Here is a 25250-nt window from a genome sequence, read left to right as displayed (position 1 = left end):
GCCTACCGCCCGGTCTTTGGCATGATCAGGCCGCGTTACTGAAGGTAGTCCCGAACTGAGGGGTGGGCTGGGGTCTCGTGATCCTCACGGTCACACTGAACGCCGCGCTCGACATCACGTACGACGTGCCGGCGCTGCACCCGCACGCGTCGCACCGCGTCACCAAGGTCACCGAACGCCCCGGCGGCAAGGGCCTCAACGTCGCGCGCGTGCTCGCCGCGCTCGGCCACGACGTGACCGTCACCGGCTTCGCGGGCGGCGGCACCGGGCGCGCCCTCAGGGAACAGCTCCTCGGCTCCCCCGGCATCCGGGACGCGCTCGTCCCGGTCTCGGGCGCCACGCGCCGCACCATCGCCGTCGTCGACGCCGCGTCAGGCGACACGACCCAGCTCAACGAGCCGGGCCCGCACGTCGCCGCCGCCGAATGGTCCGCGTTCACCGAGGCGTACGAGAAGCTCCTCGGGTCGGCGTCCGCGGTGGCCCTGTGCGGCAGCCTCCCGCCCGGCGTCCCCGTCGGCGCGTACGCCCAGCTGGTCCGCGCGGCCCGCACCGCCGGCGTCACCGTGCTCCTCGACTCCTCCGGGGAACCCCTGCGCCGCGGCCTCGCCGCCCGCCCCGACATCATCAAGCCGAACGCCGACGAACTCGCCGAACTCACCGGCTCCCACGAGCCGCTGCGCGCCACCCGTGACGCCCGCCGCCGCGGCGCGCACTCCGTGGTCGCCTCACTCGGCGCGGAGGGCCTCCTCGCGGTCACCCCGGACGGCAGCTGGCGCGCGCCCGCGCCCGACCGCGTGAAGGGCAACCCGACGGGCGCCGGCGACTCGGCGGTCGCCGGCCTGCTCTCGGGCTACGTGGAAGACCTGCCGTGGCCGGACCGCCTGGCCCGCGCGGTCGCCCTGTCCGCGGCGACGGTACTGGCCCCGGTGGCGGGCGAGTTCGACCGCACGGCGTACGAGGAACTGCTCGGCCGGGTCGCGGTGGCGCAACAGACGACGACAGCGGCCTAGGGCTCCCGCCCCGGCCGCTGCTGTCTGTGTCCGTCTCGCCGGCTGTGTCCGTGCCGCCGGCTGTGTCGCTCAGCCGTGGGCGCCCTTGACCAGCCACATCTGGTCGAAGTTGGCGTCGCACTGGTTGCCCTGCTCGCACGAGATCGTGATCGCGTTCGTGCCCTTGCTCAGCTGGACGACGGACCAGGTGTTGCTCCAGCCCTTCTCCCAGTCGCCTTCCTTGGCATGGGAGAAGTTCTCCATGTTCAGCGGGCGGGTCTGCACCTTGCCGTTGACCGTGATGGTCGCGTTGGCGTCCTTGCCGGGCACGCCGTAGTTCACGCGCAGGCTGTACGCGCCGTCCTTCGGGATGCCGTTGACCGTCCACGTGAGCTTGGCGCCCACCTGGTTGAAGCCCGCCACATAGGTGCCGCCGTCGGCCTTGGCGCCCTGGACGTCCGACGCGGTGGCCGTGCCGCCCTCGAGCTTCAGCGCCTTGGCATCCGTCTTCGGCAGGGCGACCGGCTTGTCGGCCTCCTTGGTCGCCGTCTCGCTCGGCTGCACGGACTGGGAGCCGCCGGACGGCTGCCCGCCCGCGTCGCCGCCCTTGTCATCGCCCTTGTCGCCGCCGAGGACCGCGACCCCGATGCCGATGACCACGGCCGCCACGACAGCGAGCGCGCCGATCAGCAGGCCCTTGGTGTTGGGCCCGCGGCCCCGGCCGCCGCCACCGTCGCCGCCCCGCATCGGGGGCGTCACCGTGGTCGGCGCGCCACCGGGCAGCGTCTCGGGCGCCGAGTAGTGCGCGTTCGACTGGCCATAGGCCTGGGGCTGCTGCTGCGCGGGCGCCTGCCCGTACGCGGCGGTCTGCGCGGGCTGCGGCTGCTGCCCGTACGGGGACTGCTGCCCGTACTGCCGCTCACCGACCGGCCTGACCTGGTGGTAGGACCGGGGACCCGGATAGCCGTAGCCGCCGCCCCCGCTGGGCGGTGTCGCCCCGGCCGCCTGTCCGTCGGCGTACAGATAGCCGAACGGATCGTCGTCCTCGGGCGTGCTCGCGCCGTTGTCAGCGGGCGCCATCCCTGATCACTCCCTACGTATCGCTTACCCGGCGAGCGTACCCGCTGGGAGTGGTCCGAAGGGGTGGCGTTGACCTCACCGATACCCGCGGAAGGAGATCATCCGGCCCGTCGTTGCTGCTTGGCACGGGATCGTTTCTCGATGTACATCCGCTGGTCAGCGGATTTCAACACCTCGTCGGCCGTCATGCCGCAGTGGGCCCAGCCGATGCCGAAACTGGCACCCACCCGGACCGCTCTTCCGTCGACCCGGATGGGCGGAATGATCGCGTTCCGCAGGCGGACGGCGAGGTCCTGTGCGTCGGCCCGGCCGAGCCCGTCGGCGAGCACGACGAACTCGTCCCCACCGAGCCTCGCGACGGTGTCCCCGTCCCGGACACCGCTGGTCAGACGGCGTGCGACCTCGATCAGGACGGCGTCTCCGGTGTGGTGCCCGAACCGGTCGTTGATCGACTTGAAGCCGTCCAGGTCGCAGAAGAGGACCGCCAGGCCCTTCGTCCCGTCGTCGGTCTCGCCCTCGGGCGCGACGATGTGGACGTGGTGATCGAAGCCATAGTCGTCGTAGATCCCGCCGGAGGGTCCGGACCCGCCGTTCTGCTGTCCGGCCGCGGCGGCGGCACCCGCGAAGTCGAAGCCGTGCCCGTTCGTGTCGTACGAGCCGCCGGTGCGGTCCCCGTACGCCGCGTCCAGGGAGTCCACGGCGCTCGGCTCGGGCAGCTGGGGGCGGCGGCACAGGCGGGCCGAGAGGCGGGAGCGCAGCTCCGCCGAGTTCGGCAGGCCGGTGAGGGAATCGTGGGAGGCGCGGTGCGCGAGGTGCAGCTCGCGGCGCTTGCGCTCCTCGATGTCCTCGACGTGGGTGAGCAGGAAGCGCGGCCCGTCGGCGGCGTCGGCCACCACCGAGTTCCGCAGGGACACCCAGACGTAGGTGCCGTCGCGCCGCCCGAGGCGCAGCTCGGCACGCCCGCCCTCGGCAGAGGTGCGCAGCAGCGTGCCGATGTCCTCGGGGTGGACGAGGTCGGAGAACGAGTAGCGGCGCATGGCGGACGCCGGGCGGCTGAGCAGCCGGCACAGGGCGTCGTTCGTGCGCAGGAGCCGCCCGTGCTGGTCGCCGCCCATCTCGGCGATGGCCATGCCGCTCGGCGCGTACTCGAAGGCCTGGCGGAAGGACTCCTCGCTGGCGCGCAGGGCCTGCTGCTCGCGTTCGAGCCGGACGAGGGCGCGCTGCATGTTGGCGCGCAACCGTGCGTTGCTGATGGCGATGGCGGCCTGGAAGGCGTACATCTGCAGGGCCTCGCGGCCCCAGGCGCCGGGGCGCCTGCCGTTGCGCGGGCGGTCGGCGGAGATCACGCCGAGGAGTTCGCCGCCGGAGCCGCCGGTGGCGTACATCGGGGCGAAGAGGCGGTCCGCGGGGTGCCACTCGTCCTCGAAGCGGGGCGGCGGCCCGTCGGTGAACCACTGCGGTACGTCGTCCTCGTCGAGGACCCAGCCCTCGGTGTGCGGGATGAACCGCAGGTCGCCCCAGGCCTCGCCCATGGAGAGGCGGCGCTCCCAGGAGGTGCGGGAGCCGACCCGGCCGGTGATGAGGGCTTCGGCGGAGGCGTCGCCGGAGAAGGCGGCTACGACGAGGTCACCGTCGGGGCGTACGAGATTGACGCAGGCCAGCTCGTAGCCGAGGCCGTTCACGACTCCGTCGGAGACCGTCTGCAGGGTGTCGGCCAGGCTGCGGGCGGTGTTCATGTCCGCCATCACCTGGTGAAGCTGCCGCAGGGTCGCAAGGCGGACGTAGGGCTCCGACTCGGTCTCCATGCTCAGCTCTCCCCGAGACCTCGACAGCACTCCAGAATTCTGATCGCCGATTCCGCACGTGCGTATGCACGCTCTTGTTGCAGTGTCTCCGCCACTGAATCACAGCGAGCTGTCCACCCGGTACACAGGGTCAACAAAATATGTCTCCTGTGACTCAAGTCACAGGAGGAGATGAAGGGTTGAGGAGCACTCCGGCGCACGCCCCCTGCACTTCCTGAACGGAAAACACCGCCGAACACCTCCATATCAGGACGAGATCCCTCACAGGTCCTAGGACCTGCCTCGGCCCAAGGCCCGATGTGGCGGGCACGGCACCGAAGCTAGCGTCGAGTCGTGCTGAAGACTCCCCCGCCGCTGAAGAATTCCCCGCTCTCCCCCACCACCCGCACGACCCCCACACCCCCCACCGGCGCTTTCGTCCCCGCGCCCGCCCCGGCCGGGCATGCTGAGGGGGTGAGCAACGACGAGTTCCGCGCCGCCATGTCCCGACTGGCCGCGGGCGTGGTCCTGGTGACCGCGCGCGAGATGCCGCTCGACCCGGACGACCCGTCGGCTCCCCTGGGCGAGGACGTCGGCATGACGGCGACGGCGTTCCTGTCGGTCTCGCTCGACCCGCCGCTGGTCCTCGTCAGCCTGCGCAACGGCTCCCGCATGGACGACCTGCTCGACGAGCAGCCCCTGTGGGCGGTCTCCGTGCTCTCCGAGAGCCAGCGCCACATCGCGGGCCGCTTCGCGATGAAGGGCCGCATCAGCGACCGCCTGCTCTTCGAGGACATCCCGTACGTCCGCGGCGAGGTGTCCGGCGCGCCCCTGGTCGGCGGCACGCTCGCGACGCTGGAGTGCCGTACGGAGCAGCGGGTGCCCGCCGGGGACCACACGCTGGTGATCGGCCGGGTGCTCACGGCGGCGCTGCCCAGCTCGGAGGGCGGACCGCTGACGTACTTCAAGGGGAAGTACCGGCAGTTGGGGTGACCCCCGCGGCCCGCATCCCTCAAGGCCGCTCGGTCCCACGCGACCCCTGAGGCCGCTCAGTCCCAGCCGCGGCCCGACCGGCCCCGCTTCGTGTCCGAGCGTGACTTCTTGTTGCGCAGGCGGCGCTCGTTGATCCCCCGGGGGATGCGGGTCGCGCGGCGCGGCTTGGGCGGCGGGGCGGTGGCCTCCGCGAGGAGGGACGCGAGGCGTACGGCGGCGGTCTCGCGGTTGCGCCACTGGGACCGGTGCTCGGAGGACCGTACGCAGATGACACCGTCGACGAGGCGGGAGGCGAGCCGCTCCAGGGCCCGCGCCTTCCACACCTCGGGCAGCGCCTCCGTCCTGGCGAGGTCGAGGCGGAGCTCGACCTGGGAGTCGCTGGTGTTCACATGCTGGCCGCCCGGCCCGGACGACCGCGAGAATCGCCAGAGAAGCTCGGCCTCCGGAAGGACCACCGAGCCGCGGATGACATAAGGACCGGACATGGGTTCTATGGTCGCGCCTGGACGCGCGCCACGTCACCCCCTTTTCCCGGCGGCGCACCCGTCCTGGGTAAACCGGGTAAAGAAAGTAAAGACACCTGGAACCCTGGATCCCCCCTTGGCGTTCATAGGGGTACGAGTAGCTTCGTCTACGAAGTGCACGCATCACTCACGAGGGAAGGACTCCCAACAATGGCTGTAAGCCTGTCCAAGGGTGGCAACGTCTCGCTCACCAAGGAGGCTCCGGGCCTGACCGCCGTCACCGTGGGCCTCGGCTGGGACGTCCGCACCACCACCGGCACCGACTTCGACCTCGACGCCTCCGCGATCGCGGTGAACCCGCAGGGCAAGGTCTTCTCGGACGGCCACTTCGTCTTCTTCAACAACAAGGCGACGCCGGACCAGACCATCGTCCACACCGGCGACAACGTCACGGGCCAGGGCGAGGGCGACGACGAGCAGATCAACGTCAACCTGGCGGGGCTCCCGGCCGACATCGACAAGATCGTCTTCCCGGTCTCGATCTACGACGCGGAGAACCGCTCGCAGAACTTCGGCCAGGTGCGCAACGCGTTCATCCGCATCATCAACCAGGCCGGCGGCACGGAGATCGCCCGCTACGACCTGAGCGAGGACGCCGCCACCGAGACCGCCATGGTCTTCGGCGAGCTGTACCGCAACGGCGCGGAGTGGAAGTTCCGCGCGGTCGGCCAGGGTTACGCGTCGGGCCTCGTCGGCATCGCGCAGGACTTCGGCGTGAACGTCTGACGTTCACACGGCAGTTGAAGGGGCTCGCCGGCCCGGTGTCGCTCTGCGCGCACACCGCCGGTGAGTTCGGCCGGGCCATCCGGGACTACGGGTGGTCCGGCTTTCCCTTTCCGTACAGCCAGTCGTCCCAGACGGAGCGGAAGTCCTTGCCCGGGTTCTGCTTCTCCACGTACGCCGTGAAGTCGGCGGTGTCCGCGTTGCCGTAACGGTGCGAGGCGGGCCAGCTCTTGAGCAGCTCGAAGAACCTGGCGTCCCCGACCGTCTCGCGGATCTTGTGCAGCACCATCGCGCCGCGCTCGTAGACGGGCGGGGCAGAGATGTGCGCGGCACCCGGCGGATCGGCGGGCGGGAAGGCCCAGATCGCGTTGGCGCCGTCCTTCGCGTAGTAGCGGTCGAACGTCTTCTGCGCGCTGTCGCCGCCGTGCTGCTCCGACCAGAGCCATTCGGCGTAGGACGCGAAGCCCTCGTTGAGCCACATGTCGCGCCACGACTTCGGCGTGACGGAGTCCCCGTACCACTCGTGGGCCATTTCATGGACGAGCGTGGAGAGGGGAGGGGTGCCGGGGAAGACGGGCCGGTTCTGGGTTTCGAGGGCGTACCCGGCGTCGTTCTTCTGGTCGACGACGGCGCCGGTGGACGAGAAGGGGTAGGGGCCGAAGGTCTTCGACTCCCACGCCATGACGTCCGGGATCCTGGCCAGGACCTTGGCGCTCGCGGCCGCCTCGACCGGGTCCACGGCGGTGTACACAGGCAGCCCGTCGGGCGTCTTGTAGGCCTTGGTCTCGAACTTCCCGATCGCCAGGAACGCCAGGTAGCTCGCCATGGGCTGCGGGACACGCCAGTCGGACGTCGTCCGGCCGCCTGCCGTCCGCTCCTTCGTCAACTCCCCGTTGGACACGGCCTTCAGGCCCTTGGGGACAGTGATGTGGAGGTCGTACGACGCCTTGTCGGAGGGGTGGTTGTTCCCGGGGAACCAGGCCATGGACCCCGTCGGCTCGCCGAGCGCGAGGGCCCCGTCCTTCGTGGGCAGCCAGCCCTCCTCGGAGCCGTCCGGGTCGGTGATGGTCACGGGCTTGCCCGAGTACCGCACGACCGTGCGGAAGGTGGCGCCCTTCCGCAGCCCCTCGTGCGGACGGATCGTCAGCTCGTGCCCGGCCCGCTCGAACCGGGCCTTCTGCCCGTCGACGGTGACGCGGTCGACGGTCAGGCCCTTGAGGTCGAGATTGAACGCGCTGAGGTCCTGGGTGGCCTTCGCCGTGATGTCGGCGGTGCCCGTCAGCCGGTGCCCGTCGGTATCGAGGGTGAGGGTGTAGTGCGTGGCGTCGTAGCCGCCGTTGCCCAGCTTGGGGAAGTACGGGTCGCGCACGCCCGAGGCGCCCGGCGTGCCGTACGCACCGACGGCGGCGGAACACGCACCGGCGGCGAGGACGAGGGCGACGGGGGCAATCCGTGGACTACGGGGCACAAAGCGATCGTAGGGGCGAACACCGTGGAGGCGCCTGCCGGCGGGCGGGCGCCCCCACGGGTGGTCATGGCGGTACCGGCAGCACTGGCAGTACTGGCAGTACTGCCAGTACCGGCGGTACTAGCGGTTCAGCGCGGCGACGCCGGCCTGCGCGAACTTCTCGTCCAGGTCGCCCGAAGGCGCACCCGCGACGCCGATGCCCGCGACCGGGGCGCCCTTCGCCGCGACGGGCGCGCCGCCCGCGAGGAACAGAGTGCCCGGGATGTCCTTCAGGTTCGGGGTCTGCTCGAGGCGCTTGGCGAGCTCGGACGTCGGCGCGTTCCAGGACACCGCGGTGTACGCCTTCTTCACGGCGGACTCGTACGACTGCGGGCCGGCGCCGTCGCCGCGGAGGGTGACGATCGTGTTGCCGTTGCGGTCGACGACGGCGACGGAGACGCGCTGGTTCTCCTTCTTCGCGGCGTCGAGGGCGGCCTGCGCGGCCTTCGTGGCGGCGGCCGTCGTCAGGTGCGTGGACTGGGTGAGGTTCTTGGCCGGGGCGTCCGCGGTCACGGCGGCAGGAGCCGCGGCCGGGGCGTCGGCGCTGGCCGAGACCGCGCCGAAGGTACCGGCGATGACGCCGGCGAGGACGGCGCCACCGGTCAGGACACGGGCGCGCTTCGAGATCTTCTTCATGACGGGTGCTCCTTGGAGGCGGTCGGGTCGGTCAGAGGCGGTCGGTGAGTCGCTCTGGTATCGATCCTCGGGCCGGAAACCGGGCCGCACCGTCGACGTACCGGCTGCGACCGGAGCGCGGCTCGGCTGACGCCGGGGTCAGCCGATCGGTTGACCCGCGTACCGCCCGAGCAGGCCACAATGGGGGTGTTTGACCAGTTCAGCGGCGCGAGAGCGGTGCGACAGCGGTGCGGTGACGGCGCAGCTGCGGAAGCTTCCGCGGCGCGACAGCCAGGCAGCGGTGGAAGCGGTGGAAGCGGAGAGGGGTACGGGCGTGGGGCACGAGACGCGGGATCCGGACGCCCGCTGGCTGGCCGCGGTGATGCACACCGCGTTCTTCCTGCTGCTCGGCGGAGCGCTCGCCCGGTTCCTGCTGCGCCACCCCGGCGAGGCCCGCACCCCCTGGATCATCGCGCTGTCCGTCGTCCTCGCCGCGCTGTACGTGCTCGGCCCCGCGCTCGGCCCGAGCCTCGGCACGGGTGCCGGCACGGGTGCCGGTACGGGCTCCAGTACCGGCCTCGGCGCGCGCCCCACCCCGCGCCGCCTCACCTGGCTGGCCCTGGTGGTCGCCGTGTGGATGGTCCTCGTCGTCCTCGCGCCGAGCTTCGCCTGGTGCGCGGTCCCGCTCTTCTACACGGGCCTGCGCACCCTGCCCGCCCGCGCCGCGCTCGTCCTGATCGCCGTACTCACGGTGTTCGTCGTCGGGGCGCAGCTGCGCCTCGCGGGGAACTTCGACCCGAACCTGCTGCTCGCGCCGCCGGCCGTCGCGGCCGTGGCGACCGCCGTCTTCGTCCACATGGAGCGCCAGGCCGAACGCCAGCGCGCCCTGATCGACGACCTGGTGCGCACCCGCAGGGAACTCGCCGCGACGGAGCGCCGCGAGGGCACGCTCGCCGAGCGCCAGCGCCTGTCGATGGAGATCCACGACACGCTCGCCCAGTCCCTCTCCAGCCAGCAGATGCTGCTCCAGGCCGCGAACCGGCTGTGGGACGCCGACCCCGAGCGGGCCCGCGCCCATGTGCGGACGGCGGAGTCGGTGACCGAGCGGGGCCTCGTGGAAGCGCGCCGGTTCGTGCACGACCTGGCGCCGGCGGACCTCGCGGGCGGCGGTCTGGACGAGGCGCTGCGGACGCTGGCGGCGCGGGAGTCGGAGGCGGGGCTCGCGGTCCGCTTCCACGCGGAGGGCGCCCCGGCCCCGCTGCCCGACCGGGTCGAGTCCGCGCTCCTGAGGATCGCGCAGGGCGCCCTGGCGAACGTACGGGAGCACGCCGACGCCACGACCGCCGCGATCACGCTGACGCACCTCGGCGACCAGGTCGTCCTCGACGTCGCGGACAACGGCCGCGGCTTCACACCCGAATCCCCGCGGGAGGGCGGCGTGCGCGGGCACGGCCTCCCGGCGATCCGGGCGCGCACGCGGCAGCTGGGTGGCACCCTGACGATCGAGTCGGCTCCGGGCGAGGGCACGGTGCTGTCGGTGGCGATTCCGCTGGAGGCCTCATGAAGGACCCCGTACGACTGCTCGTGTGCGACGACCACGTGGTGGTGCGCGCGGGACTGCTCGCCCTCCTCGGCAGCGCACCCGGCATCGAGGTGGTCGGTGAGGCGGGCACGGGCGACGAGGCGGTGGCGCTCGCCGCGAAACTGACGCCGGACGTCGTTCTGATGGACCTCCAGCTGGGCGAGGGCATCGACGGCGTGGAGGCGACGCGCCGCATCACGACCGCGCCGCCCGAGGCGGGCCCGCACCCGCACGTCCTGGTGCTGACCACGTACGACACGGACGCGGACATCACCCGGGCCATCGAGGCGGGCGCCACGGGCTACCTCCTCAAGGCGGAGCGCCCCGAGGAGCTGTTCGCCGCGATCCAGGCCGCCGCCGAGGGCCGTACGACGCTGTCCCCGCCGGTCGCGAGCCGCGTCATGGCCCGCATGCGCAGCCCGCGCCCGTCCCTCACGGACCGCGAGCGCGACATCCTCGCCCAGCTCGCCCAGGGCCTCGGCAACCGGGACATCGCCCGCGCACTGTTCATCAGCGAGGCCACGGTGAAGACCCACCTGGGCCGGATCTACGACAAGCTCTGCGTGGACACCCGGGCGGGCGCGGTGGCGGTGGCGAAGGAACAGCGGCTGCTGGGCTGAGCGAGTGCCGGACCCCACCGGGGCGAGTGTGATCGATGCGCCCTGTCCAGCCATGAACTGCACCCCCCTCCCGCCCATGAACTGCACCCCCTCCCGCCCGTGACCGGCACCCCCTCCCACCCGTGACACCATCACTTACGTGCTCGACATCGGCTACGCCCTCTCCCGCCGCTTCCCGGACCCGATCCAGCTGGACTACCGCCGTGCGGACGTCCGCACGCTGCGCCACGACCTCTTCTGCGGCGACGTCTACCTCGCCGACACCAAGGCCGACCGGGAGCTGTCCACAGCCTGGGGATGGGTGCCGGTACTGGACTTCGCCTGGGCGCTGTGCGACATCGTCGAGCAGCTGGACCGTGATCCGCGCGGCAGCCGCGCCTCCAGGCCGCAGTACGCCGAGCTCGACTTCACCGAGTCGACGGACCGGATGCTCTTCGAGCGCCGCTTCGGGTGGGTCGACATCGAGGCCGACTGGATGGAGGCCGACGAGCCGCCCCTGACGTTCTCCCACACCGCGCTGCGCCGCGAGGCCCGCGACTTCCTGCACGATCTGATCGCCGACCTCACGGACATGCACGAGGACCTGGCGGACAACCCCGTGATCTGGGACCTCCAGGCCCGCTTCCCCCGCATCCCGGACGAGCGCTAGCCCTCCCCCGGCGACGGGCCCTACTCCACCCGCACCCCGATCTGCGCCGCGAACGCGGGTGCCAGGTCGAAGAGCTGGGCCGGGCTGATCACGGCCCCGGCCAGCCGGTCCACCCCCCGCGCGATCCCCAGCTCGGCCACTCCCCGCAGGTCCACGTCGGCCAGCACGGCGCCCGTGAAGTCCGCGCCCCGCACGACGCAGCCCGGGAACTCGACCCGGTCGAGCCGCGCGCCCCCGAAGTCCGGCTCCACCAGCACGCACCCGTCGAAGACGACGTCCTTCAGGCGTGCCTTGCGCAGATTCAGGTACTCGATCTTCCCGCCGCGCACCACGACCCGCTCCAGCACGCTCCCGTGCAGCTGGACCCCGCCGAGCCGGGCGTCCGCCACCTCGACGTCCCGCAGCGTCGCCTCCGCGAGGTCCGTGCCCACGCCCCGTATCCCCGTCAGCGTGGAATCGAGGATCCGGGCCCGGGTCAGCCGCGTCTCGTCGAGCCCGCACCCTTCGAGCGCGCAGTCCATGAAACGGGCGCCTCCGCCGTCCTGCCCGGTGAAGTCGGCCGCGGTGAACTCCACCCCGTCGTAGTCCCCGTCAGGCTCCAGCTCGCCGCCGGTCCAGGGCGCCAGCGGGGGCAGCCGCACCTCGGGCCGCCGCGCCTTCTTCACCGCCGGTCTCACCGACGAAGACTTCGCCGGCCTCGCCACTCGTTTCTCCACCATGCCCCCATGCTGCCCGCCCCCACTGACATCGGTGACCGCCGCCTCTCCCCAGCCCATGTCACATTCCGCCGCTCGCAGCCGTCGTACAGGCAAAAGCAGCCCGAAGGGGAGAGACGGCATGGCAAGGACCACCCCCGACCTCACCGTCATCGGCGGCGGATTCGCCGGCCTCACCGCGGCGGTCACCGCCGCCGAGGCCGGAGCGAGCGTCACCGTCCACGAGTCGCACCACACCCTCGGCGGCCGCGCCCGCACCACCGAAGGCCCGTACCGCACGCACGACGGACCGCACGCCCTCTACAGCGGCGGACCGCACTGGACCTGGCTCAAGCAGCGCGACCTGCTCGGCCCGCTCGCGCCGATCCCGCCCGTCGAGGGCTCCCGCCTGCGCTTCCACCACCGCGGAGCCCTGCGACGCACCCCGCCCCTGGCCCTCCTGCGCCTGCTTCGCCACCGGTCCGAACACACGCCCGTGGACCTGGACTTCATGACGTGGGCGACGCGGCACGTCGGCGAGGAGGGGGCCCGAGCGGCCGCCCACTACACGTCCGTGGCGCTCTTCCACCACGACCCGGGTTCCCTGTCCGCCGCCTTCGTCCAGGAGCGCCTGCGCCGCACCGCGAAGGTGCCGCCGGAGGCGCACTATCCGCGCGGCGGCTGGGCCTGTGTGATCGACCGGATGGCGGCCCGCGCCTGGAATCTGGGCGTGCGCGTGGAGACGCTGTCCCGCGTCGACACCCTCCCCACGGGCGGCGGCCCGGTGATCGTGGCGACGTCCCTCGACTCGGCGCGGCGTCTCCTCGGGGACTCGTCGCTGACGTGGGACAGCGGCCGTACGGCGCTGATCGACCTGGCCGTGCGCACCCGCCGCGGCGACGCCTTCGTGGTGTCCGGGCTCGACTTCCCGGCCTGGCTCGAGCGGTTCACGGCCCAGGACCGGAGCCTGGCGCCGAACGGGCAGCAGCTCGTCCAGGGCCACGTCCCCGTAGCGCCGCACGAGTCGAAGGCCGACGGCACCGCGCGCGCCGAGCACCTGCTCGACCTGGGGTTCCCCGGCTGGCGCGACCGCGTGACGTGGCGCAGGGACGCACTCGCCAACGGGCGTACGGGGGCGGTCGACCGGCCCGGCACGACCTGGCGGGACCGGCCTGCGATCGACCGCGGGGACGGCGTGTATCTGGTGGGTGACCAGGTCGCGGCGCCCGGCGTGCTCTCCGAGGTGTCGTTCAACAGCGCCGTCGAGGCGGTCACGCTCGCGCTCACCGCGTCCCGCCCGGATCTCCGCGCGGCCTGACCCCCGCACTTGACCTCAAGTGAACTTGAGGTTGAAAGGTGGTGTGCACCTGGCCCAGCAAGAGCCCGTACGCCCGAGGGAGCCCACCATGCACGCCGTTCGACTGCACGCTTTCGGCCCCGCCGAGAACCTCGTCCACGAGAAGACCGACGACCCCGAGCCCGGCCCCGGTCGGGTCCGGATCGCCGTGGCCGCGGCCGGCGTGCACCTTCTGGACACCGCTCTGCGCGAGGGCATGAAGGGCCCCGCTCCCGAGCCGCCGACGCTGCCCACCATTCCCGGCCGCGAGGTCGCCGGCACCGTCGAGTCGCTCGGCGAGGGCACCGACGCGTCCTGGCTCGGCAAGCGCGTCGTCGGCCACCTCGGATTCGCCCCGGGAGGCTACGCCGAGCTCGCCGTCGTCGACGCGGCCCGCCTGCACGAACTCCCGCCGGACCTGGACTTCGCCGAGGCCGTCGCCCTGATCGGCACGGGCCGTACGGCGATGGGGATCCTCCGGTTCGCCCCGCTCGGCCCCGCGTCGGTGGCCGTGATCCCGGCCGCGGCCGGCGGCATCGGCACCCTCCTCGTCCAGTACGCGAAGAACGCGGGCGCCACGGTCGTCGGCCTCGCGGGCGGCCCCGAGAAGGTGGCCCGCGTGCGCGCGAACGGCGCCGACCTGGCCGTCGACTACACCGCCCCGGACTGGCCCGAGCAGGTCCGCCGGTTCCTCGGCGGCCGCACGGCGACCGTCGTCTTCGACGGGGTGGGCGGCGACGCGGGCCTGGCCGCCGTCGGCCTGCTCGGCCCCGGCGGCGTCCACGTCGTCTTCGGCTGGTCCGGCAAGGGCCCGCGCGAAGGCGAGCCCCTCACCTTCTCCGAGGACGAACTCGCCCGGCGCGGCATCACCCAGGAGCAGGTCCTCGGGCCGCCGATGATGCAGCGCGCGGGTGGCGACAACCCGATCCGCACGCTGGAACTCGCCGCCCTGAAGGAGGCCGAGGCCGGCCGCCTGAGGCCCGCGGTGACGCGCTTCCCGCTCGCCGAGGCGGCCGCGGCCCACCGCGCCCTGGAGAACCGCGGCACGATCGGCAAGGTGGTCCTGATCCCGTGAACCGTGAAGGTCCGCGGGCGCGCTACGACCCCAGCCGCGCCAGCGCCCCGTCCGTCAGCCGGTACACCGTCCACTCGTCCTGCGGCGCCGCGCCGAGCGCCCGGTAGAAGTTGATCGACGGCTCGTTCCAGTTGAGGACCGACCACTCCAGGCGCTCGTACCCACGCTCGACGCAGATCCGCGCCAGCTCGCTCAGCAGAGCCTTGCCGTGGCCGCCGCCGCGCGCCTCAGGCCGCACGTACAGGTCCTCCAGATAGATCCCGTGCACACCACGCCACGTGGAGAAGTTCAGGAACCAGAGACAGAAGCCGACGGGCTCGCCCGTCGCGTCGTCCTCGGCGATGTGGGCGAACGCGGCGGGCCGCTCCCCGAACAGCGCCTCGCGCAGCTGCTCCTCGGTGGCCCGCGCCTCGTGCAGCGCCTTCTCGTAGTCGGCGAGTTCACGGACCATGGCGTGGATGACGGGGACATCGGCGGGCGTGGCGGTACGAATCATGACGGCAGGCTAACCAGTCACCGCGGGGCACCCCGCACGAGCCGGCCGACCAGCGACCACCGAGCGACCCGCCCGAGCACGTCACCGCCCGAGCAGCCTGCGCGCCGTCTCCAGATGGTCCGGGACCAGCGGCCGCCCGTCCTCGATCTCCCACAGGGAGTCCTGAAGCACCCGCCCCAGCGTCCAGGCGCGCGCACGCTCCCGGTCGAGCCCGAGCACCCCGCTCATCGCGTCGAAGCGCCACACCACCTCGTCCGCGTCGAAGCGGTTGTCGATGGCGGGCTTCAGGTCGAAGCCCGGATCGCCCGCGAGCGGCTTCGGGTCGATGGCGAGCCACGGCTCGCGCGCGGCCGCCAGCACGTTCTCGAAGTGCAGATCCCAGTGCAACAGCCGATCGCCCGCCTCGCCCGCGACCTCGCGCACCGCCGCCGCGCAGTCCGCGAGCAGCGCGCGGTCGGCCTGGCCGGGCACGGCCGCGAGCGCCGAGGGCACCTGGGCGAGCATGTCCGCCGCGATGTCGGACAGCCGCCGCATCCCCTCCGGGGCGGGCCCGGAGGTGAGCCGGGCGAGGAGTTCGGCGATGACGAGGACGGCCTTGCGGGAGTCCTCGACGGAGTCCAGCATCCGCCCGGAGTCGAGCCGTTCGAGGAGCATCGTGCCGGTGGCGTCGTCGTGGTCGAGGAGCCGGACGGCGCCGTCGCCGTCCCAGACGCGCAGCGCGACCGGCTCGCCCTCCGTCTCCTCGTCGAGGACCTGGAACTTGACCGCGGCGGGCGTCCCGTCGCCCCGCACCACGGGCAGGACCAGGGCCGCCATGCCGTGCATCACGGGCCCGTCGACGCGCAGATCCCAGCGTTCGACGAACTCCTCCACGCGCGCGGGGAGCCCGGCGATGAACGCGCGGCCGGCGTCACCCGCGTAGGTGTACTGGGACTCGACAAGGCCGTCCGGAATGTCGATCACCCGAACGACCCTACGTGCATGCCTGAATGCAGTCCATGCGCCGATTCCCCCACGCCGTGTGGTCGTACGTACGGCACGCCCCCGGCACCTACCTCTGGCTGGCCGCCCTGTTCCTCACCACGGTCGCCGTGCACCACATGGATCCGCACTTCGAGCACGAGTTCCTGCGGCAGCGCTCCACGAACCTGCACGAGCTGTCGACGAACCCGGTCCGTGTCTTCGTCGCCTCCCTGTTCTGGATCGACGGCAGCAGCTGGTGGCCGTACGCCGTCCTCTACACGGTGTTCCACGCGCAGGCCGAACGCTGGCTCGGCACCTGGCGCTGGCTCGTGGTCGTGGCGGCGGCGCACGTCCTCGCGACCGTGATCAGCCAGGGCGCCCTGCTGTGGGCGATCCGCGAGGGCCACGCGCCCCCTTCGTCGGTCGACACCCTTGACGTGGGGGTGAGTTACGCGCTCGCGGGCGTCGTCGGCGTCCTCACGTACCGCCTCGTCCCGCCCTGGCGCTACGTCTATCTGGCCGTCGTCCTCATCGTCTACGGCGGCCCGCTCGTCGCCGGCCGCACCTTCACCGACCTGGGGCACTTCGTCTCGGTCCTCATCGGCCTGGCCTGCCACCCCCTCGTACGCGACCGGGGCGAGCCCTGGAACCCCCTGACGCTCCTGCGGCGGCGGGACCGGCCGGCGAGGCACAGCGACCACCCCCGAACCCAGGAAGAAGCCCGTCCCCCCTGCCCGAACCCCCCTGCGGAGCGCTAACGTCCGGGGCCATGAGCAGCAAGAACGGCACCCACGGCACCCAGGCCACCGTCAACGGCGGCATATCGTTCTGGTACGCGGACGACGGCATCCCCACCGCCCGCGAACCCCTGCCGGGGGACGCGTCCGCCGACGTCGTCATCGTCGGCGGCGGCTACACGGGCCTGTGGACCGCCTACTACCTGAAGAAGGCAGCGCCCTTCCTCCGCATCACCGTCCTGGAGCAGAAGTTCTGCGGCTACGGCGCGTCCGGGCGCAACGGCGGCTGGCTCTACAACGGCATCGCGGGCCGCGACCGCTACGCGAAGCTGCACGGCCACGACGCGGCCGTCCGCCTCCAGGAAGCCATGAACGACACGGTCTCCGAGGTGATCCGCACGGCCGCCGAAGAGGAGATCGACGCCGACATCCACCAGGGCGGCGTACTCGAAATCGCTTACACACCCGCCCAGTTGGCCCGCCTCAAGGCCTTCCACGCGGCGGAGCTCGCGTACGGCGAGAAGGACCGCACCCTGCACGGCGCCCGCGAGACCGCCGAGCGCGTCCGCGTCTTCGGGGCCGTCGGCTCGACCTGGACCCCGCACGGCGCCCGCCTGCACCCCGTCAAGCTCCTCAAGGGCCTGGCCGCGGCCGTCGAGGCCCTCGGCGTCACGATCCACGAGTCGACGCCCGTCACGGAGATCAAGCCGAAGCACGCCGTCACCCCGTACGGCACCGTCCGCGCGCCCTACATCCTGCGCTGCACCGAGGGCTTCACCGCCTCCCTCAAGGGCCAGCGCCGCACCTGGCTCCCCATGAACTCCTCCATGATCGCCACGGAGCCGCTGACCGACGCGCAGTGGGAGTCCATCGGCTGGGAGGGCCGCGAGACCCTCGGCGACATGGCGCACGCCTACATGTACGCCCAGCGCACCGCCGACGGCCGCATCGCGCTCGGCGGCCGGGGCGTCCCGTACCGCTACGGCTCGAAGACCGACAACGACGGACGCACCCAGCCCGCCACCATCGAGTCCCTCACCGCGCTCCTGACCCGCTTCTTCCCCCAGCTCGCCGGCGTCGCCGTGACCCACGCCTGGTCCGGCGTGCTCGGCGTCCCGCGCGACTGGTGCGCCACGGTCACCCTGGACCGCGCGACGGGCCTCGGCTGGGCGGGCGGCTACGTCGGCTCCGGCGTCGCCACCACCAACCTCGCCGCCCGCACCCTGCGCGACCTGGTCCAGCAGGACTCCGGCCAGTCCGGCCCCACCGACCTCACGACCCTCCCCTGGGTCAACCACAAGGTCCGCAAGTGGGAACCCGAACCCTTCCGCTGGCTGGGCGTCCACGGCATGTACGCCACCTACAACGCCGCCGACCACCGCGAACTCACCACCCACACGACGGACTCCTCCCGCCTGGCCCGCGCCGCGGACAAGGTGGCCGGCCGCGGCTGACCCGCCACGCGCACGACGAGACTCCGCCGAGCCGCACAGGTGAGCTCACCGCATCGACGCGGCCGGCGGACGCTCGCGTACGGCGCCGTAGGCGAGGAAGTACGCCGGCACCCGGTTCAGCCAGCGCGAGGTGGCGAGCCGCTCGGTCACCCGCTGCGCCCGCCTGGGATTGCCGAAGGGCGGACGTCCCGCCAGCAGCGGTTCGATGACCCGCGCATGGGCGATCCGTTGCAGCGCCTGCGTCGCGGCCGCGGTCGGCCAGCGGCGGCGCTGGACGGCGCGCACGTCCCGCAGGCCGACCGTGCCCGCGCGCAGCGGCTCGACGAGATACCGGGCGGCGGCCACGGCGTCCTCGACGGCGAGGTTGATGCCGATGCCGAAGACCGGCGACATCGCGTGCGCCGCGTCGCCGATGCACAGCAGCCCCGGGCGGTGCCAGCGCCTGAGCCGGTCGAGCCGTACGTCGAGCAGCTTCACCTCGTCCCACGACCGCAGCGTGTGCACCCGGTCGGCGAGCCACGGGACGGCGGCCGCGAAATCGGCCCTGAACCGCTCGAGACCGGCGGCACGGCGCTGGGCGTCGGTTCCCTTGGGGATCAGCGCGCCGCACTGCCAGTAGTCTCCGCGGTCGATCATGGGGGTGAGGAACCGGTCGCCGACGCCGGCCACGAGCCCGTGCGGGTCGCCCTCCCGCCGCGGCAGCCGGAACCACCAGGCGTCCATCGGGCAGGTGAAGCTCCGCAGTCCCAGTTCGGGCAGCGACCGGGACAGCGAGCCCCGGCCGTCGCAGGCCACCGTCAGAGTGGCCCGCAGCTCACCGGTACGGCCGTCGGACGTGCGGTACCGCACCCCTGTGACCCTCCCGCGCTCCACCAGGAAGGACGTCGCCTCCGTACTCATCCGCAAGGAGAAGGGCGGCTCCCGCCGGGCCTCGTCCGCCAGGAGGTCGAGAAAGTCCCACTGCGGCACCATCGCAATGTAGTTGTACGTGCCCCGCAGCGCGCCGATGTCTCCGACGGTGACCAGCGAACGCCCCGGGCCGAACGGCAGCTGGACCGCCGTCACCCGCCGCTGCGGCAGCCGGGCGAACCGCTCGGCCAGGCCCAGGTCGTCCAGCAGCGCCAGGGTGGACGGATGCACGGTGTCGCCGCGGAAGTCGCGCAGGAAGTCGCCGTGCTTCTCCAGGACCGTGACCTCGACGCCGGCCCGGGCCAGCAGCAGTCCGAGGACCATTCCGGCAGGGCCGCCGCCCACCACACAGCACGTGGTCCGCTCCATCGCATCCGCTCCCTTCGGTGAAATCCCCGGGATCGACCACACTGGGACATATAACCGCATGAGGCACATTCCGGGAGGCACGATGAGTCAGCAGCCGGTCCTTCTGCCCTACGCCGACCCGGCGTTCGTGGCGGACCCCTTCCCGTTGTACCGGCAGCTGCGCGAAGAAGGACCGGTACGGCGCGCCGTCATCGTCGGCGGCCTGGAAGCCTGGCTGGTCACGAGGTACGAGGACGGCCTCTCGGCGCTGTCCGACCCGCGGCTGAGCAGCGACATCCGCGACGCCTCGGACCCCCGGCTCATGCAGCGGCTGCCCTCGACGGAGCGCGAATCCATGCTGCGCACCATGCTCCGCTCCGACCCGCCCGACCACACGCGCCTGCGCCGCCTGGTCTCGAAGGCGTTCACCGCGCGCAGGGTGGCAGAGCTGCGGCCGCGCATCCAGGCCGTCACCGACCGGCTGCTCGACGCGGTCACGCCGGCCGGCCGCGCCGACCTCGTCGAGGACTTCGCACTGCCGCTTCCGGTCACCGTGATCAGCGAGCTGCTCGGGGTGCCCACGACGGACCGGTACGACTTCCAGCGGTGGACCGACGACATGATCCTCCGGGGGCCGGAGCCTCCGGACCCGGCCGTGGTGGACGCGGCGTGGCAGCAGATGCGCTCGTACCTGACCAAGCTCCTGGAGACCAAACGGGCCCAGCCCCGGGACGACCTGCTCAGCGCGCTGATCACCGCCCGGGACGAGCAGCAGCAACTGGACGAGGACGAGCTGATCGCCATGTCGTTCCTGCTGCTGGTGGCCGGATACATCACCACGGTCAACCTGATCGGCGGCGGCATCGCCGCGCTGCTCGCACACCCGGACCAACTGCGGATGCTGCGGGACGATCCGGCACTGCTACCGGACGCGATCGAGGAGTTCCTCCGCTACGACGGACCGGTCAACCCCGGCATCGCCCGGTTCGCGCGCGAGGACGTCACCATCGCGGGCGTGGCCATCCCGCGCGGCGCGACCGTGCTGATCGCCACCGCCATCGCCGACCGCGATCCGGCGCAGTTCCCCGGCCCCGACCGCCTGGACGTCACCCGGCGGGACAACGCCCACCTCGCGTTCGGGCACGGCATCCACTACTGCCTGGGGGCACCGCTGGCCCGGCTGGAGGGGCAGGTCGCCATCGGCACCGCCCTGCGCCGGCTTCCCGGCCTCACCCTGGCCGTGCCACCCGGCGAGCTGCGATGGAGGCCCGGCGGCCTGCGCGGCCCCGTACACCTCCCCGTCACCTTCACCCCCGACGACCCGCGCGAACCACTCCGGCTTGATTCCCAAGAACCCCTAGTCCCGCCGGTGCACTGACGCCGGCCGAGGGCGCCGACCCTGGGCGACGTCGGCGAGGTCGTAGCCCCGGCCCGGTGACGCGTCACGCCCCGAACACGAAAAACCCCGGGTCAGAGGACATCTGACCCGGGGTTCGAGTGAGCCCCCTGTCGGATTCGAACCGACGACCTCGAGATTACAAATCACGCGCTCTAAACCGAACTGAGCTAAGGGGGCATCGCGTGCGGCAACGACCGTACGCGAAGGCTGCTCCACCTTACACAGCCCCCGATTCCCCCAGCCACGAAGTTGGCCACCACGTCCGAGATCGCGATCCCCGCGTAACCATCCACGCACTCGTTCGTTTACCGAACGGACGCACTGTTCCGACAATCGGACTGCGAGGCCCGGGGGACTCATGAGGGATTCGGCGGCGCACGGGCAGCCGGTGGCACTGACCGGCGCCGATGCCAAGCGCGTGAAGCGCGAGGCGCTCGGCATCGGCGACCGGGTCAAGCACCAGAACCGTCCGGCGACCCGCATGGGGAGCCACGCCAAGGGACCCGGCACTCAGCAGCGCGTCTACCGGTTCCGCTTCTATCCGACGGCGGCGCAGGCCGAGCAATTGGAGAAGACGTTCGGTGCCTGCCGTTGGGTCTACAACGAGGGCCTGGCGCTGCGGTCGGGTGCCTGGGAGCGGTACCGGGTGAATGTAGGTTTCGCGGAGACGTGCCGGGTGTTGACGGGCTGGCGGCAGGCCACGGGGACGGCGTGGCTTCAGGAGGTGTCGTCGACGGTGCTTCAGCAGTCGCTGCGGCATCTGGACCAGGCGTATACGCGGTTCTTCAAGGGGACGTCGAAGTACCCGAAGCGGAAGAAGAAGCGCACGTCGAAGAATACGGCGACGTACGTGCGAACGGGATTTCGCTGGGTGGAGGATCCGGAGCGGCCGGGTACGGGCCGCGTGACACTGGCCAAGCAGGCGCAGCCGTTGGACGTGCGTTGGTCGCGCGGGCTCCCGGCGGGCGTGCTGCCGGTGCGGTTGTCGGTGACCCGGGACCGGGCGGGGCGGTATTTCCTGGCGGTACTGGTGGAGGAGCGGATCACGGTGCTGCCCGCCGCGCTCCTGCCCGGGTCCCACGAGCCGAAGGCCGTGGGCCTCGATCTGGGGCTCGCCTCGTTGGTCACGCTCAACGACGGTACGAAAGTCGACCACCCACGGCTGCTGAAGCGGTACGCCGGGCGCATGGCTCGGCTGCAGCGTGAGCTGCACCGCAAGGTAAGGGGCTCGCAGAACCGGGACAAGGTGCGGCGCCGGATCGCTCGCCTCTACGCGCTCATCGGTGACGTACGCAGGGACATGCTGGATCAGTTCACAACCCGCCTCGTGCGCGAGAACCAAGTGCTCGTGGTGGAGGACCTGTCCATCGCGTCCCTGTTGCGTCCGGCGCGTGGCAAAGGCAGAAGACGAAAGGCGTCGCTAAACCGTGCGATCCGGGACGCGGCCTGGGGAGAGCTGTTGCGGCAGCTGCATTACAAGTGCGAGTGGTACGGGCGGACGCTGGTGATTGTGGACCGGTTCTTCCCCTCCACCCGTCGCTGCTCTGCCTGCCATGCCAAGGGCCCGAAGCTGGATGTCTCAGTACGGGAGTGGACCTGTGCCGGGTGCGGCACGACCCATGACCGCGACGTGAACGCAGCGGTGAATCTGCGGGACGAGGGGATGCGGCTGTACCGGCTGGCGACGTCGGCACTCCCACCCGACGGCAGGGCGCCGGCAGTGATCAGAGCGTCGGCGCTGCCGCGATCGGAGGGGCCACTGCCTGTCATGCAGTAGGCGCCACACGGACCGACGGGCCGTCGGCCGGAACGCCTGTGGAGTTCGTGTGAGTCCGTACGCGATGGCGGGGCGTCCCGTTCGTCCGTCGGCGACGGGCGATGAAGCAGGAAGCCTGAGTGCGAGGTCAAAAGTGCGTTGCTCTGCCTGCTCGAAAATTCCGTCGAAAGTCGTGGCGCCCCGGCTACTGACAGACCGGCTCCCGACAGGTACGGTCCACAGCAGTTCATTCATGTGGACTAAACCACCGCGGCGCAGCCCGCAGTGGACCACCACCTTTACAACGGATCGTCCGGCACGTTCCTGCCGGTGAAGGGGGCTTCACAGCCATGGCAACTGTTTCGTTCGACAAGGCGACCCGGATCTACCCGGGCTCCACCAAGCCCGCCGTCGACGGCCTGGAGATCGAGATCGAGGACGGCGAGTTCCTCGTCCTCGTCGGCCCGTCCGGCTGCGGCAAGTCGACCTCCCTGCGCATGCTCGCGGGTCTCGAGGACGTGAACGGCGGAGCGATCCGCATCGGTGACCGCGACGTGACCCATCTGCCGCCCAAGGACCGGGACATCGCCATGGTGTTCCAGAACTACGCGCTCTACCCGCACATGTCGGTCGCCGACAACATGGGCTTCGCGCTCAAGATCGCCGGCGTCAACAAGGCCGAGATCCGCCAGAAGGTCGAAGAGGCGGCGAAGATCCTCGACCTCACGGACTACCTGGACCGCAAGCCGAAGGCCCTCTCCGGCGGCCAGCGCCAGCGCGTCGCGATGGGCCGCGCCATCGTGCGTGAGCCCCAGGTCTTCCTCATGGACGAGCCGCTGTCGAACCTCGACGCCAAGCTCCGCGTCTCGACCCGTACGCAGATCGCCTCGCTCCAGCGCCGCCTCGGCATCACCACGGTCTACGTCACGCACGACCAGGTCGAGGCCATGACCATGGGCGACCGCGTGGCGGTCCTCAAGGACGGTCTGCTCCAGCAGGTCGACTCGCCGCGCAACATGTACGACCGCCCGGCCAACCTCTTCGTCGCCGGCTTCATCGGCTCCCCCGCCATGAACCTGGTCGAGGTCCCGATCACCGACGGCGGCGTGAAGTTCGGCAACTCGGTCGTCCCGGTGAACCGCGAGGCACTGACGGCCGCCTCCGCCGCCGGCGACCGCACCGTGACGGTCGGCGTCCGCCCGGAGCACTTCGACATCGTCGAGGCGGGCGGCGGCGAGGCCGCGAAGTCCCTCTCCAAGGACACCGAGGACTCCCCCGCCGGCCTCGCCGTCTCGGTGAACGTCGTCGAGGAACTCGGCGCCGACGGCTACGTCTACGGCACCGCGCAGGTCGGTGGCGAGGCCATTGACCTCGTCGTCCGGGTCAACGGCCGCCAGGTCCCCGAGAAGGGCACCCACCTCCACGTCGTGCCCCGTCCGGGCGAGACCCACGTCTTCTCCTCGTCGACCGGTGAGCGCCTCACCGACTGACACTCCGCCTGTTCCGCTGTGGAGCCCCGCACTTCGGTGCGGGGCTCCTCGCGTTCCCGGCCGCTCCCCCACCCGAGACGCACGCCACGTTGTCGACAAATACCCCGGCACACCGGTCATTTCGCCCCCTGTGCGTCAACACGCGTGAATCAAAACCGGATTACCCATCCCTCGACCGAGTGACTAAATGTCGCCAAATCATCACCGACCGCTACGCTCACTCGCGTGACGCACTCCGCCAACTACACCCAGAAGCCGCGCCGAGGCCGGGGCCCCGCCCGCCGCATCGGCCGCACCCTTGCTCTCGTCCTGCCGGTGATGCTGGTGCTCTCCGGCACACTCGCGGTCACCCGAGTGAACTGGTCCGGCAGTTCACCGGACTCGATCCTCACCGCTTCCTCGCAGAACGTCTCCGCACGCGCCAAGTCGCGCGCCCCCCAGGACGTCCTGCGCGACAAGCTGCTGCTCGAACTCCAGGACAAGGACCCCGGTATCGCGCTCACCCATCTCCAGCAGGAGATGCACGAGCGGCCGTCCCTCGCCAAGCACTGTGTCTCCCTCGCCCGCGCCCTGGGCCGTGCCGCCGTGCAGGCCTACGGCCCCTCCCGAGCCCAGTCCTTCGCCCGCCCCGTCTGCGACACCGCGTTCGCCACGGGCGTCGCCACGGCAGCGCGCGGCTGACGCCCTCACAGCCGGCCGGGAAGGGGCCGACGTACAGTGCGGGCATGACGAGCGCCCAGGCCCCGGACCCGCACAGCCAGCACCACCCCACACAGGCCGTCGTCCTGGCCGGCGGCCAGGGTTCGCGCCTGCGGCCCTATACCGACGACCGGCCCAAGCCGATGGTCGAGATCCCCGGCACCGGGACCCCGATCATCGGCCATCAGCTTGCCTGGCTCGCCGAAGAGGGCGTGACGGACGCGGTCGTCTCCTGCGGGCATCTCGCCGAGGTGCTCCAGGAGTGGCTCGACGGCGCCGAACTCCCCCTGCGCGTCACCACGGTGATCGAGAAGGAACCCCTCGGCCGTGGCGGCGGCCTCAAGTACGCCGCCGCGCACCTGCCGTACCCCGACCGGCCCTGGTACGCGACGAACGGCGACATCTGGACCCGGTTCTCGCTGCGCGAGATGGCCGGCTTCCACGCCGAGCGCGACGCCACCGCCACCCTCGCCCTGGCCCGCCCCCGCATCCCGTGGGGCGCCGTGGAGACCGACGCGTTCGGCCACATCACGGACTTCATCGAGGCCCCGCCGTCCCCGTATCTGATCAACGCGGGCGTCTACGTCTTCTCCCCCGACTTCACGGGCCTGCTCCCGGACCGCGGTGACCACGAGCGCACCACGTTCCCGCGCCTGGCCCGCGCGAAGCGCCTGGCCGGCTTCCCGATCCCGCAGGGCGCGTACTGGAGGGCCATCGACACGGCGAAGGACCTCACCGAGGCCGCCAAGGAGCTTGCCGCGCAGGGGCGTTGAGCCCAGCCGTCTCCGTCCAGCAGCAAGGGGCCCGCACACCACGCGTGCGGGCCC

At 71.7% G+C, this 25250-nt stretch carries 24 protein-coding genes and 1 tRNA gene; 15 read left to right on the top strand and 10 right to left on the bottom strand.

What is annotated here, in order from left to right:
• The first annotated feature begins 77 nt into the window (after positions 1-77).
• Positions 78-1010 carry a 1-phosphofructokinase family hexose kinase gene (locus AC07EJ_RS13580; protein WP_478884294.1) on the top strand — a complete coding sequence of 311 codons (933 nt, stop codon included), beginning with the start codon at positions 78-80 and terminating at the stop codon, positions 1008-1010.
• A gap of 69 nt (positions 1011-1079) precedes the next feature.
• Here AC07EJ_RS13580 and AC07EJ_RS13575 read toward each other — a convergent pair whose 3' ends face one another.
• Both AC07EJ_RS13575 and cdgB read right to left on the bottom strand, forming a co-directional pair.
• Positions 1080-2069 carry a carbohydrate-binding protein gene (locus AC07EJ_RS13575; protein WP_389480602.1) on the bottom strand — a complete coding sequence of 330 codons (990 nt, stop codon included), beginning with the start codon at positions 2067-2069 and terminating at the stop codon, positions 1080-1082.
• Positions 2070-2167: 98 nt separating this feature from the next.
• The gene (cdgB, locus tag AC07EJ_RS13570; RefSeq protein WP_389480605.1) at positions 2168-3874 is read right to left on the bottom strand and encodes a diguanylate cyclase CdgB; all 1707 of its coding nucleotides are present in this window, start codon (positions 3872-3874) and stop codon (positions 2168-2170) included.
• A gap of 453 nt (positions 3875-4327) precedes the next feature.
• Here cdgB and AC07EJ_RS13565 point away from each other — a divergent pair, with 453 nt between their 5' ends.
• Positions 4328-4846, top strand: a complete 519-nt coding sequence (locus AC07EJ_RS13565; RefSeq protein WP_389480857.1) for a flavin reductase family protein — start codon at positions 4328-4330, stop codon at positions 4844-4846.
• 56 nt (positions 4847-4902) lie between these two features.
• Here the strand turns inward: AC07EJ_RS13565 and arfB are convergent, their stop codons facing one another.
• Positions 4903-5340, bottom strand: coding sequence for an alternative ribosome rescue aminoacyl-tRNA hydrolase ArfB (arfB, locus tag AC07EJ_RS13560; RefSeq protein ID WP_389480859.1), 438 nt, complete (start codon positions 5338-5340; stop codon positions 4903-4905).
• A 180-nt stretch (positions 5341-5520) separates the two neighbouring features.
• Between arfB and AC07EJ_RS13555 the strand changes: the two genes are divergently transcribed.
• Positions 5521-6096, top strand: a complete 576-nt coding sequence (locus AC07EJ_RS13555; protein ID WP_389480607.1) for a TerD family protein — start codon at positions 5521-5523, stop codon at positions 6094-6096.
• 85 nt (positions 6097-6181) lie between these two features.
• On the opposite strand, the gene AC07EJ_RS13550 is transcribed toward AC07EJ_RS13555, so the two are convergent.
• On the bottom strand, positions 6182-7561 hold the full coding sequence (locus AC07EJ_RS13550; RefSeq protein WP_478884293.1) for a M1 family metallopeptidase: 1380 nt from the start codon (positions 7559-7561) through the stop codon (positions 6182-6184).
• Positions 7562-7681: 120 nt separating this feature from the next.
• Complete coding sequence (locus tag AC07EJ_RS13545) at positions 7682-8236, bottom strand: GlcG/HbpS family heme-binding protein (protein WP_389480611.1); 555 nt, start codon at positions 8234-8236, stop codon at positions 7682-7684.
• Between the two features lie 190 nt (positions 8237-8426).
• Here AC07EJ_RS13545 and AC07EJ_RS13540 point away from each other — a divergent pair, with 190 nt between their 5' ends.
• From AC07EJ_RS13540 to AC07EJ_RS13530, 3 genes are all read left to right on the top strand, one after another.
• Positions 8427-9779, top strand: a complete 1353-nt coding sequence (locus AC07EJ_RS13540; protein ID WP_478884292.1) for a sensor histidine kinase — start codon at positions 8427-8429, stop codon at positions 9777-9779.
• The gene (locus AC07EJ_RS13535; RefSeq protein WP_478884291.1) at positions 9776-10417 is read left to right on the top strand and encodes a response regulator; all 642 of its coding nucleotides are present in this window, start codon (positions 9776-9778) and stop codon (positions 10415-10417) included. The genes AC07EJ_RS13540 and AC07EJ_RS13535 overlap by 4 nt, the downstream gene beginning before the upstream one ends.
• 139 nt (positions 10418-10556) lie before the next feature.
• Positions 10557-11066 carry a hypothetical protein gene (locus AC07EJ_RS13530; RefSeq protein WP_389480616.1) on the top strand — a complete coding sequence of 170 codons (510 nt, stop codon included), beginning with the start codon at positions 10557-10559 and terminating at the stop codon, positions 11064-11066.
• A 20-nt stretch (positions 11067-11086) separates the two neighbouring features.
• Here the strand turns inward: AC07EJ_RS13530 and AC07EJ_RS13525 are convergent, their stop codons facing one another.
• The gene (locus AC07EJ_RS13525) at positions 11087-11785 is read right to left on the bottom strand and encodes a pentapeptide repeat-containing protein (protein WP_389480617.1); all 699 of its coding nucleotides are present in this window, start codon (positions 11783-11785) and stop codon (positions 11087-11089) included.
• A gap of 118 nt (positions 11786-11903) precedes the next feature.
• On the opposite strand from AC07EJ_RS13525, the gene AC07EJ_RS13520 reads away from it, so the two are divergent.
• Entirely contained in the window at positions 11904-13079 is a 1176-nt protein-coding gene (locus AC07EJ_RS13520; protein WP_389480620.1) for an FAD-dependent oxidoreductase, read from the top strand.
• Positions 13080-13167: 88 nt separating this feature from the next.
• Positions 13168-14172, top strand: coding sequence for a zinc-binding dehydrogenase (locus AC07EJ_RS13515; RefSeq protein ID WP_389480623.1), 1005 nt, complete (start codon positions 13168-13170; stop codon positions 14170-14172).
• 22 nt (positions 14173-14194) lie between these two features.
• On the opposite strand, the gene AC07EJ_RS13510 is transcribed toward AC07EJ_RS13515, so the two are convergent.
• Together AC07EJ_RS13510 and AC07EJ_RS13505 are read right to left on the bottom strand one after the other, a co-directional pair.
• Complete coding sequence (locus AC07EJ_RS13510) at positions 14195-14668, bottom strand: GNAT family N-acetyltransferase (RefSeq protein ID WP_389480625.1); 474 nt, start codon at positions 14666-14668, stop codon at positions 14195-14197.
• A gap of 81 nt (positions 14669-14749) precedes the next feature.
• Positions 14750-15631: an aminoglycoside phosphotransferase family protein gene (locus tag AC07EJ_RS13505; RefSeq protein ID WP_389480628.1), complete on the bottom strand. Its 882-nt coding sequence runs from the start codon at positions 15629-15631 to the stop codon at positions 14750-14752.
• 26 nt (positions 15632-15657) lie between these two features.
• Here AC07EJ_RS13505 and AC07EJ_RS13500 point away from each other — a divergent pair, with 26 nt between their 5' ends.
• Together AC07EJ_RS13500 and AC07EJ_RS13495 are read left to right on the top strand one after the other, a co-directional pair.
• A complete protein-coding gene (locus AC07EJ_RS13500; protein WP_389480630.1) occupies positions 15658-16389 on the top strand; it encodes a rhomboid-like protein in 732 nt (243 codons plus the stop codon).
• 11 nt (positions 16390-16400) lie between these two features.
• Entirely contained in the window at positions 16401-17822 is a 1422-nt protein-coding gene (locus AC07EJ_RS13495) for an NAD(P)/FAD-dependent oxidoreductase (protein ID WP_478884290.1), read from the top strand.
• 45 nt (positions 17823-17867) lie between these two features.
• Here the strand turns inward: AC07EJ_RS13495 and AC07EJ_RS13490 are convergent, their stop codons facing one another.
• Positions 17868-19100: an FAD-dependent oxidoreductase gene (locus tag AC07EJ_RS13490; protein ID WP_389480633.1), complete on the bottom strand. Its 1233-nt coding sequence runs from the start codon at positions 19098-19100 to the stop codon at positions 17868-17870.
• An 82-nt stretch (positions 19101-19182) separates the two neighbouring features.
• Here AC07EJ_RS13490 and AC07EJ_RS13485 point away from each other — a divergent pair, with 82 nt between their 5' ends.
• Positions 19183-20457: a cytochrome P450 family protein gene (locus AC07EJ_RS13485; RefSeq protein WP_478884289.1), complete on the top strand. Its 1275-nt coding sequence runs from the start codon at positions 19183-19185 to the stop codon at positions 20455-20457.
• A gap of 122 nt (positions 20458-20579) precedes the next feature.
• Here AC07EJ_RS13485 and AC07EJ_RS13480 read toward each other — a convergent pair.
• Positions 20580-20655: transfer RNA gene (locus tag AC07EJ_RS13480), tRNA-Thr, on the bottom strand.
• A 181-nt stretch (positions 20656-20836) separates the two neighbouring features.
• On the opposite strand from AC07EJ_RS13480, the gene AC07EJ_RS13475 reads away from it, so the two are divergent.
• The 4 genes from AC07EJ_RS13475 (at position 20837) to AC07EJ_RS13460 (ending at position 25196) form a co-directional block, all read left to right on the top strand.
• On the top strand, positions 20837-22255 hold the full coding sequence (locus tag AC07EJ_RS13475) for an RNA-guided endonuclease InsQ/TnpB family protein (RefSeq protein WP_478884288.1): 1419 nt from the start codon (positions 20837-20839) through the stop codon (positions 22253-22255).
• Between the two features lie 329 nt (positions 22256-22584).
• On the top strand, positions 22585-23724 hold the full coding sequence (locus AC07EJ_RS13470) for an ABC transporter ATP-binding protein (protein ID WP_389480639.1): 1140 nt from the start codon (positions 22585-22587) through the stop codon (positions 23722-23724).
• A 225-nt stretch (positions 23725-23949) separates the two neighbouring features.
• Positions 23950-24405 carry a hypothetical protein gene (locus AC07EJ_RS13465; RefSeq protein WP_389480642.1) on the top strand — a complete coding sequence of 152 codons (456 nt, stop codon included), beginning with the start codon at positions 23950-23952 and terminating at the stop codon, positions 24403-24405.
• 44 nt (positions 24406-24449) lie between these two features.
• Entirely contained in the window at positions 24450-25196 is a 747-nt protein-coding gene (locus AC07EJ_RS13460; RefSeq protein WP_478884287.1) for a nucleotidyltransferase family protein, read from the top strand.
• Positions 25197-25250 lie beyond the last annotated feature (54 nt).

The sequence above is a fragment of the Streptomyces sp. NPDC045026 genome (genome assembly GCF_056432625.1).
Note: the sequence above shows the minus strand (reverse complement) of the source record. Positions and strands in the feature narration are given on the sequence as shown.

Excerpts from the sequence above, each read along its gene's own strand:
- AC07EJ_RS13470 (WP_389480639.1), top strand. The coding sequence starts at position 22,585 with ATGGCAACTGTTTCGTTCGACAAGGCGACCCGGATCTACCCGGGCTCC.
- AC07EJ_RS13535 (WP_478884291.1), top strand. The coding sequence starts at position 9,776 with ATGAAGGACCCCGTACGACTGCTCGTGTGCGACGACCACGTGGTGGTG.
- AC07EJ_RS13485 (WP_478884289.1), top strand. The coding sequence starts at position 19,183 with ATGAGTCAGCAGCCGGTCCTTCTGCCCTACGCCGACCCGGCGTTCGTG.
- AC07EJ_RS13495 (WP_478884290.1), top strand. The coding sequence starts at position 16,401 with ATGAGCAGCAAGAACGGCACCCACGGCACCCAGGCCACCGTCAACGGC.
- AC07EJ_RS13460 (WP_478884287.1), top strand. The coding sequence starts at position 24,450 with ATGACGAGCGCCCAGGCCCCGGACCCGCACAGCCAGCACCACCCCACA.
- AC07EJ_RS13555 (WP_389480607.1), top strand. The coding sequence starts at position 5,521 with ATGGCTGTAAGCCTGTCCAAGGGTGGCAACGTCTCGCTCACCAAGGAG.
- AC07EJ_RS13545 (WP_389480611.1), bottom strand. The coding sequence starts at position 8,236 with ATGAAGAAGATCTCGAAGCGCGCCCGTGTCCTGACCGGTGGCGCCGTC.
- AC07EJ_RS13510 (WP_389480625.1), bottom strand. The coding sequence starts at position 14,668 with ATGATTCGTACCGCCACGCCCGCCGATGTCCCCGTCATCCACGCCATG.
- AC07EJ_RS13525 (WP_389480617.1), bottom strand. The coding sequence starts at position 11,785 with ATGGTGGAGAAACGAGTGGCGAGGCCGGCGAAGTCTTCGTCGGTGAGA.
- AC07EJ_RS13575 (WP_389480602.1), bottom strand. The coding sequence starts at position 2,069 with ATGGCGCCCGCTGACAACGGCGCGAGCACGCCCGAGGACGACGATCCG.
- AC07EJ_RS13520 (WP_389480620.1), top strand. The coding sequence starts at position 11,904 with ATGGCAAGGACCACCCCCGACCTCACCGTCATCGGCGGCGGATTCGCC.
- AC07EJ_RS13475 (WP_478884288.1), top strand. The coding sequence starts at position 20,837 with ATGAGGGATTCGGCGGCGCACGGGCAGCCGGTGGCACTGACCGGCGCC.
- AC07EJ_RS13500 (WP_389480630.1), top strand. The coding sequence starts at position 15,658 with ATGCAGTCCATGCGCCGATTCCCCCACGCCGTGTGGTCGTACGTACGG.
- AC07EJ_RS13490 (WP_389480633.1), bottom strand. The coding sequence starts at position 19,100 with ATGGAGCGGACCACGTGCTGTGTGGTGGGCGGCGGCCCTGCCGGAATG.
- cdgB (WP_389480605.1), bottom strand. The coding sequence starts at position 3,874 with ATGGAGACCGAGTCGGAGCCCTACGTCCGCCTTGCGACCCTGCGGCAG.
- AC07EJ_RS13515 (WP_389480623.1), top strand. The coding sequence starts at position 13,168 with ATGCACGCCGTTCGACTGCACGCTTTCGGCCCCGCCGAGAACCTCGTC.